Origin of the sequence: Pseudomonas sp., assembly GCF_030683065.1 — a bacterium.
Lineage (GTDB): Bacteria > Pseudomonadota > Gammaproteobacteria > Pseudomonadales > Pseudomonadaceae > Aquipseudomonas.
This window is the reverse complement of record NZ_JAUXMX010000031.1, coordinates 13924-28694: the sequence shown is the minus strand read 5'-3', so window position 1 is coordinate 28694 and position 14771 is coordinate 13924. Positions and strand designations below refer to the sequence as shown.

At 59.9% G+C, this 14771-nt stretch carries 11 protein-coding genes and 1 tRNA gene; 4 read left to right on the top strand and 8 right to left on the bottom strand.

Annotated elements, in window-relative coordinates; translation table 11 throughout:
• Positions 1-53 precede the first annotated feature (53 nt).
• The 4 genes from glp to hemN all read right to left on the bottom strand — a co-directional run bounded on the left by glp (position 54) and on the right by hemN (position 5298).
• Positions 54-1286, bottom strand: a complete 1233-nt coding sequence (gene glp, locus Q8K09_RS09280) for a gephyrin-like molybdotransferase Glp (protein WP_305254681.1) — start codon at positions 1284-1286, stop codon at positions 54-56.
• Complete coding sequence (gene moaB, locus Q8K09_RS09275) at positions 1283-1840, bottom strand: molybdenum cofactor biosynthesis protein B (protein ID WP_305254680.1); 558 nt, start codon at positions 1838-1840, stop codon at positions 1283-1285. Before moaB ends, glp begins: the two co-directional genes overlap by 4 nt.
• Positions 1841-2049: 209 nt before the next feature.
• Entirely contained in the window at positions 2050-3408 is a 1359-nt protein-coding gene (locus Q8K09_RS09270; RefSeq protein ID WP_305254679.1) for a coproporphyrinogen III oxidase, read from the bottom strand.
• A 501-nt stretch (positions 3409-3909) separates the two neighbouring features.
• Positions 3910-5298 (bottom strand): oxygen-independent coproporphyrinogen III oxidase, encoded by a 1389-nt coding sequence (hemN, locus tag Q8K09_RS09265; protein WP_305254678.1) that lies wholly within the window; start codon positions 5296-5298, stop codon positions 3910-3912.
• Positions 5299-5534: 236 nt separating this feature from the next.
• On the opposite strand from hemN, the gene Q8K09_RS09260 reads away from it, so the two are divergent.
• Both Q8K09_RS09260 and bglX read left to right on the top strand, forming a co-directional pair.
• A complete protein-coding gene (locus Q8K09_RS09260; protein ID WP_305254677.1) occupies positions 5535-5996 on the top strand; it encodes an isoprenylcysteine carboxylmethyltransferase family protein in 462 nt (153 codons plus the stop codon).
• 195 nt (positions 5997-6191) lie between these two features.
• On the top strand, positions 6192-8486 hold the full coding sequence (gene bglX / locus Q8K09_RS09255) for a beta-glucosidase BglX (protein WP_305254676.1): 2295 nt from the start codon (positions 6192-6194) through the stop codon (positions 8484-8486).
• A gap of 168 nt (positions 8487-8654) precedes the next feature.
• Here bglX and Q8K09_RS09250 read toward each other — a convergent pair whose 3' ends face one another.
• Entirely contained in the window at positions 8655-9866 is a 1212-nt protein-coding gene (locus tag Q8K09_RS09250) for a PilT/PilU family type 4a pilus ATPase (RefSeq protein ID WP_305254675.1), read from the bottom strand.
• A gap of 148 nt (positions 9867-10014) precedes the next feature.
• On the opposite strand from Q8K09_RS09250, the gene Q8K09_RS09245 reads away from it, so the two are divergent.
• Complete coding sequence (locus Q8K09_RS09245) at positions 10015-10293, top strand: peptidylprolyl isomerase (RefSeq protein WP_079202230.1); 279 nt, start codon at positions 10015-10017, stop codon at positions 10291-10293.
• Positions 10294-10409: 116 nt separating this feature from the next.
• A complete protein-coding gene (locus Q8K09_RS09240; RefSeq protein WP_305254674.1) occupies positions 10410-11996 on the top strand; it encodes an ABC-F family ATPase in 1587 nt (528 codons plus the stop codon).
• Between the two features lie 277 nt (positions 11997-12273).
• On the opposite strand, the gene Q8K09_RS09235 is transcribed toward Q8K09_RS09240, so the two are convergent.
• The 3 genes from Q8K09_RS09235 to Q8K09_RS09225 all read right to left on the bottom strand — a co-directional run bounded on the left by Q8K09_RS09235 (position 12274) and on the right by Q8K09_RS09225 (position 14644).
• The gene (locus Q8K09_RS09235) at positions 12274-14148 is read right to left on the bottom strand and encodes a SurA N-terminal domain-containing protein (protein ID WP_305254673.1); all 1875 of its coding nucleotides are present in this window, start codon (positions 14146-14148) and stop codon (positions 12274-12276) included.
• A 97-nt stretch (positions 14149-14245) separates the two neighbouring features.
• Positions 14246-14322: transfer RNA gene (locus Q8K09_RS09230), tRNA-Asp, on the bottom strand.
• A 49-nt stretch (positions 14323-14371) separates the two neighbouring features.
• A complete protein-coding gene (locus Q8K09_RS09225; RefSeq protein ID WP_079201857.1) occupies positions 14372-14644 on the bottom strand; it encodes an HU family DNA-binding protein in 273 nt (90 codons plus the stop codon).
• Between the last annotated feature and the right edge of the window lie 127 nt (positions 14645-14771).

Sequence of the window (14771 nt, the reverse complement as noted above, 5' to 3'; positions counted from 1 at the left end):
GGGCCGCCGGATCGCCGGATCGCCGGGCCGCAGCAAGCTGGCTCCTACACCACTTAATGCAGCAACGCACTGAACGGCAGGTAGTCGAGTAGATCGCCCTCTTCTAGGGTCTGGCCTACCTCGACCAGCGCCAGGCCGTCGGCCCAACAGGCCGCAGTGAGCATCGCCGAGCCCTGCCGCGGGTGCAGGCACACGCGCAGCTGTCCGTCCCGCGCTTCCAGCCGTGCACGCAGGTACTGGCGACGACCATTAGTCTTGTGCCAGGCGAAACCAGCGGGCAGGCGCAGGGCCTGCGGCACTACGTCCTGGCAACCCTGGGCGCGGAGCAAAAAGGGCCGCGCCACCACCAGCGCAGTGATCAAGGCCGCCGCCGGATTGCCCGGCAAGCCGATCCAGGGTTTGCCGCCCACCTCGCCGAAGGCCAGCGGCTTGCCCGGTTGGATCGCCAGGCGCCACAGGTGCAATTCGCCCAGCTCGCGGATTGCCTGTTTGAGGTGATCCTCCTCGCCGACCGACACCCCGCCAGAGGTGATCAGCATGTCCCACTCCGAAGCCGCCAGGCTCAGGGCATCGCGGCTGGCCGCCAATTCGTCGGCCATTATCTCGTAGTCATGAACCTCCAGACCAAGGCTGCTCAGTACCCCAGCCAAGCTGTAGCGGTTGGCGTTGTAGATCTGTCCGGGTTGCAGCGCCTCACCCGGCTCGCGCAACTCATTACCGCTGCTTAGCAAGCCGACCCGCAGGCGCCGATATACCGCCACCTGGTCGATGCCGCAACTGGCCAGCAGACCCAACTCCTGGGGACGTAGGCGCTGCCCGGCGCTCAGCACCTGAGTACCCGCGGCCAGTTCCTCGCCACGCCGGCGCACATGCTCGCCACCACTGACCGGCGGCAGCCACACCCGACCCTCCTCAAGCCGACATTGCTCCTGCATCACCACACTGTCGGCACCCGGCGGCAAGGGTGCGCCGGTGAAAATGCGCACCGCATGGCCGGCGGACAAAACCTGCGCCGCCGAATCGCCAGCCGCGATCCGTCCAGCCAGCGGCAGGTAACCACCGGCGGCTGGCAGATCGGCGGCGCGCAGGGCATAACCGTCCATCGCACTGTTGTCCCAGGCTGGCACCTCGAACGGCGCGATTAATGGCTCGGCCAGCACCCGACCGAGTGCCAGGCTCAGGCCGATACGTTCCACAGGTGGCGGTGCGGGGGCACGCGCCAGCAGTTCAGCGATGGCCTGGTCAACAGGGCGCAGATTGTTGCCGTCGCAGCCGCAGGCGCTCACGAGCGGGCTCCGCAGAGCAGGGTCTGCGGCTGATCGGCCAGGCGTTTGAGATGGGCGACGAAGTTGCATGGCCCAGTGCGGCTGTCCAGTTGCTCGCGCAGGATCTTCTCCCAGGCCGTGCGGCAGGCGTTGGGCGAGCCGGGTAGGCAGCAGACCAGCACGCCATTACTGATCCCGGCCACGGCACGCGACTGCAGGCATGAGGTGCCGATCTCTGCCAGCGAGACCTGGCGGAACAGTTCGCCGAAGCCATCGACCAGTTTATCCAGTAAGGGCGCTACGGCTTGCGGGGTATTGTCCCGTGCGGTGAAACCGGTGCCGCCGGTGATCAGTATCACCTGCACCAGTGGGTTGGCGATCCAGGCACAGACCCGCGCGCGGATCTGCCAGATATCATCGATCACCAGGGCGCGCTCAACCAGCGCGTGGCCGGCCGACTCCAGTCCTTCGATCAGGGTCTGCCCCGAGGTATCGGTAGCTAGACTGCGGGTGTCGCTGACGGTCAGGACAGCGATGCGTAATGTCTGGAAATCGGCACTGGACAGATGAGCCATGCTGGAAGCCTCCATAGAATGTCTGGCTGCAGACTGCACCGCTACGTTGCTGCAGCCCATTCCTCGTTGGAGGTATGCCTCGGGCAGCAAGGCGCTCTGGACAAGCTTCAAGCCCTACGGCCAGGGGCTTTACGCTGCTAATGCAGCGACTGCGACCCGGGGTCGCAGGTGTCTTGCGCACGACTAGCTGGCCGTAGAAAAACAGCCTGCTAAACCGCCTTAAAAACGGATGGCACAGGCGCCACCCCGCTGTAGCGATCGAACAACCGGCACACCGCGTTCACCAGCAAACGCCCGGCGGGAAGAATGGCGATGGAGGCCTCATCGAACCTGAGCAGACCATCGCGCTGCATCTGCTCCAGGGCCGGCCACGCATCGGCGAAATACTCGCGAAACAGCAGGCCGAAACGTGCCTCAATACGGCGGATATCCAGGCTGCAGTCACAAATCAGGCGCTCGATTACCTCGCCACGCAGGCAGTCGTCAGGCCCGCAGCGAAAGCCGCGGCAAGTCGCCAACTGGCCCCTGTCCAGTTGCGCCTGATAGCCCTGAAGATCGCAGCTGTTCTGCACGTAAAGGCCGTCGATCTGGCTGATGGCCGCGACCCCCAGACCGATATGGTCGCAGCCCGCGTGCTGGCTGAAACCCTGGCAGTTGAGCTGCAAGCTGGCGGTTTCCTGGGCGATGGCCAGGTCGTCATCCGCCAGGGCGAACAAGCCCATACCGATATAGCGATAGCCCGCTTGGCTGAGCTGCTCTACGTATTGTCGCTGCATGGCCAGCCTGTCCTCCCGGTCGGACAGGCCACTAGCGGCCAACCGCACCAGCGGCCGATAGCGCTGTGGCAGATCGGCATAGTCGAAAACCGTCACCCGGTTCGGCTGCAGCTCGATGATGGCCGCCACCTTGCGCGCGAAACTTGCCCGGGTTTGCCAGGCACGGCCATAGCCGATGTCGATATTCACCGAGCGATAGTTGAGTGTGCGGGCGGCATCGATCAGCGAGCGAATTTTCCTTGGGTCCTGCCAGGCCTGCGCTGCGCTACTGACCGCGGCGATATCAGGCACACCGATACTGACGTGGTTGAAGCCCAGCTCGCGCAACCGGCCCATGGTTGCCCAATCCGAGTGAGGCAACTGGATATCGATGCTGTAGTCGCCCTCGTCGTAATCGAGAAAATTGCAGCGTTGGCGTAAATGACTGATCAGCCCGTGCAGCTGATCAGCGCTGGGCGTACTGCCGCCGGCCAGGTGGAATTGCTCGACGCGCTGTTGAGCCCCCAGGTGGCAACTGATCGTGTCGACCTCCCGCTTCAGGCGCTCCAGGTAGGTGGTGAAGACACTTGGCGAACAACTCGCACGCGGCTGACCGAAGGTACGGTTGGCTGGCAACTGCACCGCCAGCGATAGGGCGCGCTGGGCCTGCCGACTGCCGCGCAAGGCGCGCAACAGGTCCAGCGAGCCAATACCGCGATGGAAGGCGGTGGTATCGGGATAGCAACCATGGCTAACATCACTGTGGGCATAGCGACCGAGCAATTTGTGGTCCCAGTTGATGGTTTCACGCATCAGGTTATCTCCTGAATGACAATCGGTATAAGTGTCGAGGGGTAGCCAGCAAACCTCATTGACCTGAGTCAACCTCGACGAAAAACCGCGCGCCTGAAACGACCCGATTGGCTCAAGCTCTCGTTGATTTAGCAGATGTGAAAAAATCAAAAGCCATAAGGCGAGAGTTTCCACAAGCGCTCAGTCCACTGTGTAGCCAGCAGACAATCCGGCACACTCGCCAAGCGCCAGAACTCCGCCAAATTGCATCTGTATAGTTTGAGCAGGCGAGGCTAATGGACATGCCGGCGAGGCTGCGTGTCACTGACAGAGCATACAAAACCAAGACCAGGGCTCGCATGAGTGGAGCGGCTTGCCCTGAATCGCTGAGTCCAGACGTATCAGTGCCTCCAGCCTTGGCCAGATCAACTCATGTCAGTTGGTGGAGCGGCGCTCCGCGTCAGCTGCGCAGCGGCGCCGTGCGTGCACCCCGGAGTTAATCAGGGCAAGAGGCTGCACAATTCAAACCGTGCGTGAGAAGCGACCTTTCTGCGCGTCGCCCAGATAGGCATCGAACGCCATAGCCACGCTGCGCATCATCAGGTGCCCCTGCGGCAACAGCACCAAGGCGTCGTCGTGGATTTCCACCAGACGATCCGCCACATGCTCCTTGAGCATAGAGAGGGATTCGGCGAAGTAGTCTTTGAAGTTAATCCCGTGGCGCGCTTCGACACTGGCGAAGTCGATCCGGCCATGGCACATCAAGGCGCTGATGACTTCGCGGCGCAGCAAGTCGTCGGCGTTCAGGCTGTAACCGCGGTGCACCGGCAGCATGCCTTGGTCGAGGCGCGCATAGTACTGCGAGAGCTCCTTGACGCTCTGGCTGTAGCTGTCGCCGACGTTGCCGATCGAGGACACACCCAGGCCAATCAGGTCGCGATCGGCATGGGTGGAGTAACCCTGGAAATTACGTTGCAAGGTGCCGTTGGCGCGGGCCAAGGCCAGTTCGTCGTCCGGCAGGGCGAAGTGATCCATGCCAATATACACGTAGCCGGCGTCGGTCAGGCGCTTGATGGTCAGTTCCAGCAGCTCCAGTTTGCGCTCCGGCGGCGGCATGTCTTCGCGGCGGATCAGCCGTTGCGCGCGCACCATTTCCGGCAGGTGGGCATAGCTGTAAGCGGCGATGCGATCCGGACGCAGGTCGATGATCTTGCTCAGGGTCACGTCGAAACTGGCCACCGTCTGCAGCGGCAGGCCGTAGATCAGGTCGACGCTGACCGACTTGAAGCGCGCCTCGCGCGAGGCGGCGACCAGCGCGTAGACCTGTTCCTCGCTCTGCACCCGGTTGACCGCCGCCTGCACGTGCGTGTCGAAGTCCTGCACGCCGAAACTCAGGCGGTTAAAACCAAGTGCACGCAGGTGCTGAATCTGCTCGATGCTGATGGTCCGTGGATCGACCTCGATGGAGAATTCGTGGTCGTCGCTGTCATCCAGGTTGAATGCCTGGTGCAAGGTAGCCATCAGATCGGCCAACTGCTCGCTGGTCAGGTAGGTCGGCGTGCCGCCGCCAAGGTGCAACTGGGTCAGTTTGCGCGTGCTGTCGAACAACGCGCCCTGCATGGCGATTTCACGCTTGAGATAGCTCAGGTACTCCACGGCGCGATGGGTCTTTTGGGTGATGATCTTGTTGCAGGCGCAGTAGTAACAAAGGCTCTGGCAAAACGGAATGTGGATGTACAGCGACAACGACCTGGGCGCGACCGCCCGATTGCTCGCGGCAACGGCGCTCTGATAATCGTCCATGGCAAACGCCTGATGGAATTGCGGCGCGGTGGGATAGGAGGTGTAGCGCGGCCCTGGGCGATCATACTTCTCGACCAGCGCGCGATTGAAGTTCAGCGATTGGTCCATGTTCGACCACCTCGATAGCATAAATAGGAAAACCGCAGCTGCGGCTAGCGGAGCGCCCGCCTTGCCTGCGCCGGTCGCCGGCAATAATGCCGCGATTGTAGGGTGCTGCGCGGGCGCAGCACATGACGAGGGTCAATGCTCGCGCACAACCTGGTTCGGCACTGTAGCGGGCCGACGCTTTTCTGGACCAGAATGAGCCCCGCCACGCACGTTGCCACCCACTGCAAGGACACCCTATGCACGCACTTGAAAAGAGGATTCCACCACCACTGGTCGCGACCCTGTTCGCGCTGTTTATGTGGGCGCTTTCACGCGCTGTGCCACATGTCGAGGTAAGCGACTGGCTGCGCATAGTCATCACCCTGGTCATGCTGTCGCTTGGCGCGGTCTTCTGTCTGGCCGGTGTACTGGTGTTCCGCCAGGCCAAGACCACGGTCAATCCGCTGAAACCGGAGAAAGCATCGGCGCTGGTGCGTTCGGGGATCTATCGAGTTTCGCGCAACCCTATGTACCTTGGCTTTGTCCTGTTTCTCGTTGCCTGGGCGGTCTTTCTTGCATCGCCCTGGTCGCTGGCGGGAGTGCTTGGCTTCGCTCTCTATATGAACCGTTTTCAGATTACTGCCGAAGAACGTGCGCTTGAGGCACTGTTCGGCGCTGAGTTTGATCACTATAAATCCAGAGTTCGCCGCTGGTTGTAAGCCATACTGCCGGGCTGCCAGTCGGAGCCTGCCGTTGCCCGGCCGGTCAGGCATGGCGTTATTGGCCGGTGCGCACAGCGCAGCCTACGCGAATCATGCCAGGCGCCTGAGCCGTGCCAACATCTGGCGTGGGCACAGCCCAGCCAATCTGCCCTCCCTAGCGTCCATGTATGCATCACTCAGGAATACCATCGAATGAACAGGCTGTATCTGCTTGGCCTCATAGCCTGCTTTGCGACGACCGCAACTCTGGCCGGGACTTCTCCCCCCCTGCTGGACAATAAACAGGCCTTCATCGCCGATTTGATGACGCAGATGACTCTTGAGGAAAAAATCGGCCAGTTGCGCTTGATCAGTATCGGCGGGGATATGCCGCGCCCGCGTATCCTCGAGGAGATCGCCGCCGGCAACATCGGTGGCACCTTCAATACGGTGACGCGCAGCGACAACCGCCCCATGCAGGACGCCGCGGTGCAGAACAGTCGGCTGAAGATTCCGCTGTTCTTCGCCTACGACGTGATCCATGGCCACCGCACCATTTTCCCGATCAGCCTGGCGCTGGCGTCGAGTTGGGACTTGCAGGCGATTGCCCTGAGCGGTCGCATCGCCGCCATCGAGGCCAGCGCCGACGGCCTCGACATGACGTTCGCACCGATGGTCGATATCACCCGCGATCCGCGCTGGGGCCGCACCTCGGAAGGCTTTGGCGAAGACCCGTATCTGGTTTCGCAGATTGCCCGCAGCATGGTCAAGGCCTTGCAAGGACCAACCCCCAGCGCCGCCGACAGTGTGATGGCCAGCGTCAAGCACTTCGCCCTGTATGGTGCGGTCGAGGGCGGGCGCGACTACAACGTGGTGGATATGAGCCCGATGCGCATGTATCAGGATTACCTGCCGCCCTACCGTGCTGCCATCGACGCCGGTGCGGGCGGCTTGATGGTCGCCCTGAATACGATCAACGGCGTGCCCGCCACCGCCAACACCTGGCTGATGCAGGATCTGCTGCGCCGCGATTGGGGCTTCACTGGGGTCACGATCAGCGACCACGGGGCGATCACCGAACTGGTCAGTCACGGGATTGCCAAGGATGGACGCGAGGCTGCCAAGCTGGCGATCAGGGCCGGTATCGACATGAGCATGGCCGACTCGCTGTATCGCCAGGAGCTGCCCGCACTGGTGCGCTCGGGTGAGGTCAGGGTGGCGGAAATCGACAATGCCGTGCGCGAAGTGCTCGGGGCCAAATACGACATGGGCTTGTTCCATGATCCGTACCGGCGCATCGGTATCGCTGCCGAAGACCCGGCCGACGTCCAGGCCGAAAGCCGCCTGCACCGTGCCGAGGCCAGGGCCGTGGCACGCCAGTCGATGGTTTTGCTGAAAAACCGTCAGCAGACCCTCCCGCTGCAAAAGACCGCGCGCATTGCCCTGGTTGGCCCCCTGGCCGATTCGCCCATCGACATGCTGGGGAGCTGGTCGGCAGCCGGTAACGCCGCGCAGTCGGTCACCCTGCGCCAGGGCCTGAACGCAGCGCTGGGCGAGCGCGCGCAAGTGGTCTATGCCCTCGGGGCGAACGTCACCGATGATCAGCGCATCATCGACTACCTGAACTTCCTCAAGGAGGACAAACCGGTGGTGGTGCAGGACCCACGCCCGCCCGCCGAGCTGATTGCCGAAGCGCTGCAAGCCGCCGAACAGGCCGATGTGATTGTCGTGGCGGTTGGCGAGGCGCGCGGCATGTCACACGAGTCCTCGAGCCGCACACGCCTGGACATTCCCCCCAGCCAGCAGGCGTTGCTGCGCGCGCTGAAGAAAACCGGTAAACCGCTGGTGCTGGTATTGATGAACGGCAGGCCGCTGGCCCTCAACTGGGAGCAGGCCAATGCCGACGCAATAGTGGAAACCTGGTTCAGTGGCACCGAGGGCGGCAATGCGATTGCTGACGTGTTGTTCGGTGATTACAACCCGTCCGGCAAGCTGCCCATCACCTTCCCGCGAACGGTCGGGCAGATTCCGACCTACTACAACCACTTGCGGCTCGGTCGTCCCTTTGTCGAGGGTCATCCGGGAAACTACACCTCGCAGTACTTCGAGGAACCCAACGGACCGCTGTATCCGTTCGGCTATGGCTTGAGCTACACCGATTTCAGTCTTGACGATTTGCAGCTTTCGAGCCGCAGCCTGGCGCGCGACGGCACCCTCGACGTCAGCCTGACCCTGAAAAACACCGGGGCGCGTGACGGCGCGACTGTCGTTCAACTGTACATCCGCGACATCGCGGCTTCTGTGGTGCGTCCGGTCAAGGAGTTGAAGCGCTTTGAAAAAGTCACGCTGAAAGCCGGCGAACAAACTCAGGTGCGCTTCAGCATCAATCAGGAGGACCTGAAGTTCTTCAACGCGCAGTTGCAGCACGTCGCTGAACTGGGTGAGTTCGAGGTGCAGGTCGGCCTGGATTCGCAAGCCGTACAGACACGTCGGTTTGAGCTGCGCTAGAGGGATCAGTGTCCAAGGCGTACTCGCGAAGGAGTACGCCGCTTTCCAGTCAAAAGAGAGCCCTTAGTTACCCTCCCGAACGCCCTGCGTGGCATGTGCTCGGCCATCTAATAGAGGTAGCGGCTTAGGTGAGTCGTTACCGCAGGCGCAGCCAAGTGCTCGGTAAACTCATATACCTTGGCGGCCCGGGTCTTCCGCAGGTAAGTCGACTTCAATCTCTTCCAGCTTCAATTCCAGCCCCCAGTCGCCGGCATCCGCTTTGACCGCTGATGATATGGCCCCTGCTGGCATTACTGGCGCCGGACTGGATGTCGCCGGAGCGTCGCGATACAGCTTGAGTTTCAGGCGGACATTGTTCGCCGAGTCGGCATTCTTCACCGCCTCCTCTTCATCGATGACGTTTTCATTGACCAGGTCGATCAGCGCCTGGTCGAAGGTCTGCATACCCAGGTTCTTTGACTTCTCCATGATTTCCTTGATTTCGGAAAACTCATTGCGCTTGATCAGGTCACGAATGGTTGGCGTACCGAGCAGCACTTCCACCGCAGCGCGGCGCTTGCCGTCGATGGTTTTGACCAGGCGCTGAGAGACGAAAGCCTTGAGGTTGTTACCCAGGTCGTTGAGCAACTGTGGACGGCGATCTTCAGGGAAGAAATTGATGATGCGGTCCAGCGCCTGATTGGCGTTGTTGGCATGCAGCGTGGAGATCGCCAGGTGGCCGGTATCAGCGAAGGCCAGGGCGTGCTCCATGGTCTCGCGGTCACGAATCTCGCCGATCAGGATCACATCGGGGGCCTGGCGCAGGGTGTTCTTCAGCGCGGCGTGAAAGCTGCGCGTATCGACCCCCACCTCACGCTGGTTGATGATCGATTTCTTGTGCCGATGGACGTACTCCACCGGGTCCTCGATGGTGATGATATGGCCACCGCTATTGCGGTTGCGGTAGTCGATCAGCGCCGCCAGGGAGGTGGATTTACCCGAGCCGGTGCCGCCGACGAACAGCACCAGGCCACGCTTCTCCATCACGGTACTGAGCAACACCTCGGGCAGTTTCAAGTCTTCGAACTTGGGGATGTCCAACTTGATATTGCGCGCGACGATCGACACCTCGTTACGTTGCTTGAAAATGTTGATGCGAAAGCGCCCGACCCCGGCCAGGGAAATTGCCAGGTTCATCTCCAGCTCGCGCTCGAATTCTTCACGCTGCGCGCTGTCCATTACCGCGTCGGCGATGGCGGCCACCTCACCGGACTTCAAAGGCTCCTGGCTGAGCGCCTTGAGCACGCCATTGAACTTGGCGCACGGCGGCGCGCCCGTGGATAGATAGAGGTCGGAACCGTCCTGGCTGGCCAGGACTTTCAGCATTGAGTGGATATCCATGAGCAGCGCTTCCGTCGATTGGATTTAATACGTCAGGTCAGGATTCGTCCATGTCCCTGGCGAATCAGCAAACTTGCAAGGTGACGTCATTCTGATGGCGCAGCAAACACTGGCACAATACGCGCCCGGTAGAAATGAGGAACTCGTCATGGCAAAAGCAATGGCCCGCCATATTCTGGTGAAAACCGAAGCAGAAGCCGCCGCATTGAAGAAGCGCATCGCCGCCGGCGAAGCCTTCGACCTGCTCGCGCGCCAGTATTCCACCTGCCCGTCCGGCAAACGCGGCGGCGATCTCGGTGAGGTGCGACCCGGACAGATGGTCCGGGCGATCGACCAAGTCATTTTCAAGAAACCGCTGCGCGAGGTGCATGGCCCGGTAAAGAGCCAGTTCGGCTATCACCTGGTACAGGTGTTTTACCGCGACTAAAAGCAGATCGCCTGGCAAAACCATCCCTTCCGTCCTCCCGGCTGCCTTGCCAGGCCAGAAAGCTGTACAATCTTGCCCCTTTCGCGCTCGCGCGCTCGCTTCCTGGACAACGATTCGTGATCTCCACCGCCAATATCACCATGCAATTCGGGGCCAAACCCCTGTTCGAGAACGTTTCCGTCAAGTTTGGCGGTGGCAACCGCTACGGCCTGATCGGGGCGAACGGCTGCGGCAAGTCGACCTTCATGAAAATTCTTGGCGACGACCTGGAGCCAAGCGGTGGCCAGGTGATGCTGGAGCCGAACGTGCGCCTGGGTAAACTGCGCCAGGATCAGTTTGCCTATGAAGAGTTCAGCGTGATCGATACCGTGATCATGGGCCATGAAGAACTCTGGGCCGTCAAAGCCGAGCGCGACCGCATCTATTCGCTACCAGAAATGAGCGAAGACGACGGCATGGCTGTGGCCGAGCTGGAAACCGAATTCGCAGAGATGGACGGTTACACCGCTGAGTCCCGCGCTGGCGAACTGCTGATGGGCCTCGGTATCCCGGTTGCCCAGCACTTTGGCCCGATGAGCGAAGTCGCTCCGGGCTGGAAGCTGCGCGTGCTGCTAGCCCAGGCACTGTTCTCTAATCCAGAAGTGCTGCTGCTCGACGAGCCGACTAACCACCTGGATATCAACACCATCCGCTGGCTGGAAAATATCCTGACCCAGCGCAACAGCACCATGATCATCATTTCCCACGATCGCCACTTCCTCAACAGTGTGTGTACTCACATGGCGGATCTGGATTACTGCGAATTGCGCCTGTTCCCAGGTAACTACGACGAATACATGACCGCGGCCACCCAGTCGCGCGAGCAACTGCTGTCGGATAACGCCAAGAAGAAAGCCCAGATCAACGAGTTGCAGTCCTTCGTCAGTCGCTTCTCGGCTAACGCATCGAAAGCCAAGCAGGCTACTTCGCGCGCCAAGCAGATCGACAAGATTCAGTTGGCCGAGGTCAAGCCATCCAGTCGGATCAGCCCGTTCATCCGCTTCGAGCAAAACAAGAAGCTGCACCGCCAAGCGGTGATAGTCGACAACATGGCCAAGGGCTTCGACGGCAAGCCACTGTTCAAGAGCTTCAGTTTCACAGTTGAAGCCGGCGAGCGCGTGGCAATTATCGGCCCCAACGGTATCGGCAAGACCACCCTGCTCCGCACCCTGGTCGGCGAGTTGCACCCGGACGCCGGCACCGTCAAGTGGACCGAAAGCGCCGAGCTGGGCTACTACGCGCAGGATCACGCCTCCGACTTCGAAGACGAGAGCAACCTGTTCGACTGGATGGGCCGCTGGACCCAAGGCGGCGAGCAGCTGGTGCGCGGCACACTGGGCCGCATGCTGTTCTCCAACGACGAGATCCTCAAGTCGGTGAAGGTGATTTCCGGTGGCGAGCAAGGGCGCATGCTATTCGGCAAGCTGATCCTGCAAAAGCCCAACGTGCTGGTAATGGACGAACCGACCAACCACCTCGATATGGAATCCATTGAGGCACTCAACCTGGCACTGGAGAACTACCCGGGCACGCTGATTTTCGTCAGCCACGACCGCGAGTTCGTAGGTTCCCTGGCCACGCGCATTATCGAGCTTTCCGCCAGCGGCGTAATCGACTTTAGCGGTACCTACGATGACTACCTGCGTAGCCAAGGCTTAATCTAGCCAGCAGCCGCCCATCAAAAAGCACACTGTGTAGATACCGCGAGATAAATAAAAACGCCCCGACTAAGTTGGGGCGTTTGCATTTACGGGTATAAACAACCTGGCTACCCCATCATTCAACGCGTGCCACGAGCAGCTCAGCCTGCCGGTAAACAAGCCACGCGACCTTGAGTGCAATGCAAAAAAATGCCCCTATCTTTCGATACGGGCATTTTATTTTTCGGCGACTGAATTTTACGAAGGCCGCCGAATATCGGTGTGCTGTGCTAACGAGCCATCAAAAGCGCTCTACATCCGCTTCAGCTTCCAGTCGTTTGCGGAATGCGGCAAAGTCTTGTTGCCCGCTACGCGAGGCAAGGAAACGGCTGTACATGAGCTTTTCCTCATCCGCCAGTGGCGCCTCAGGTTCGCTGACACCATTAAGGCGCACAACCACGTAGTCACCATTGCCGAGACTCACGCCAGCAAACGTCGACTGACCTACAGCACCTGGTTTGGGCATGCGGAACAAAGCCTGCAGCACGGCAGGCTCGACCCCATCCTGACTACGGGTAGCCGCCTCAACCACTTTCCAGGACTGCTCCGAACCTGCCTGCTCAATCGGCGTCTTGCCATCACTCAGGCTTGTCAGAAGCGCCTCACCTTCAGCCTTGGCAGCCTCAGTAGCCCGAACCGTGGTCAGTTGCGCACGAATGCCCTCTTGGACCTGCTCGAGTGCCAGCTGTTCAGGCTTCTTGTGCTCCTTGACGCGCACTACCACGACGGTATTCGGATCAAGTTCAATGGCGTTGCTGTTACTGCCGTCCTCCAGCACCTCGGCGCTGAATGCCGCTTGAATCACTTGACGGTTAGCAGCCAGACCCTCGCCCCCTTCACGCCCAAAAGGCTCGGCGACTTTTATCTCCAGGCCAAGCTCCTGAGCTGGCTGAATCAAGTCCGACGCTTCGAACGCGGCATCTTCAAGTTGCTTGCTTACCTCGACAAACCGCTGCTCAAGCTTACGCGTCTTCAGATCGCGAACCAGCTTGTCTTGCAGGCTCACGAAACTCGGTACTTCTGGCGCCTGAACAGCCAACAGCTTGATGAGGTGCCAGCCGAAATCACTGCGTACTGGGGCGGAAACCTGACCTTCGCTCAAGGCATATAACGCCTCTTCAAAGACCGGGTCGTATACGCCAGGACCGGCATACCCAAGATCGCCACCATTGGCAGCAGAACCCGGGTCATCTGAATACTCCTTGGCCAGCGCGGCAAAATCTTCGCCTGCCTGCAGGCGTTGCTGCGCTTCATCAATCTTGGCCTTGGCCTGCTCATCGTCAAGCGAAGCACTTACCTCGACCAGAATGTGTGCGGCCTGACGCTGTTCAGCCAGATTGGCAATTTCATTTTCGTAGGCGTTCTGCAGGTCCTCATCACTGACCTCAACCTGATCGAAGAATGCATCCTTGTTCAGTTCGACATATTCGAGCACGACCTGCTCGGGACTCATGAACTGGCTAGCCTGTGACGCATAGTAGGCCTGGATGTCGTCATCACTGAGCTGAACCGTATCGCTATCTGCGTTGAGGGTCAGGGTTGCGAAGTCACGGGTCTGCTTTTCCAGTCGCGCAAAAGCGGTTACTTCGGTGTCCGTCACAAAGGCGCTACCGGATAAACCTGCGCGTAACTGACCGATCAGCATTTCCTGCTCGAGCATCTGACGGAACTGAATACGCGTGTAGCCGAGCTGACGGATTACCTGGTCGAAACGACTGGCATCGAACCTGCCATCCACCAGGAACTCGGGTGTTTGCAGAATCAGCTGATCAAGTGCCTGCGAAGAAAAAGCAAATTTGGCATCAGTGGCGCCCTGCAGCAACAAGGTGCGCTCTATCAGCCCCTTCAGTGCAGCTTCGCGCAGTAGTTTTTCGTCCAGCAAGGAAGCATCAAAATCGCGCCCAAGCTGCTGCAACAACTGACGTCGCTGCATCTCGACAGCCTGGCCGAGGTCGTTGACCGTGATTTTTTCGCCGTTGACTTCAGCGGCATTCTGGCTATTGCTGGTACCAGTGAAAATGGCTTCAACACCGGTCAGCGCGAGAAGTACCACGATGAGACCAATGATGGTTTTGGCAATCCAACCTTGTGAATTGTCCCTGATGTTTTGCAGCATGCTTCCCCCAGAACGACTGTACAAAAAAAGCAGTCGTGCAGTGTGGGTAAAATCCGGATAGAAGAAAGGCGCATCCGAGGATGCGCCTTCTCGTAACTGGCGGAGCGGACGGGACTCGAACCCGCGACCCCCGGCGTGACAGGCCGGTATTCTAACCGACTGAACTACCGCTCCGCTGCCAGGTCAGCGATTAAGCTGACCTGGGGCAATACCTAAGAGACGCTTAGTTAACGGCGTCTTTCAGAGCCTTGCCGGCTTTGAAACCTGGAATCTTGGCAGCAGCGATGCTGATCGGGTTGCCAGTTTGCGGGTTGCGACCAGTGCGTGCAGCGCGCTCTTTAACGGCAAAGGTACCGAAACCAACCAGTACAACGGAATCACCAGCCTGCAGAGCGCCAGTGACAGATTCAATCACTGCATCCAGCGCACGGCCAGCAACAGCTTTCGGGATATCAGCAGATGCAGCGATGGCATCGATCAGTTCCGACTTGTTCACTCTAAGTCCCCTTAAATTTCTGTTGAGTTTGTTTCTTGATTTTTTGTGTAGGCAAAACGAGTGTGAAATAGCCTTCCGACACAATTAAGAGCCGCTTTATAACAAGGGCTCTAAAATTGTGTCAAGG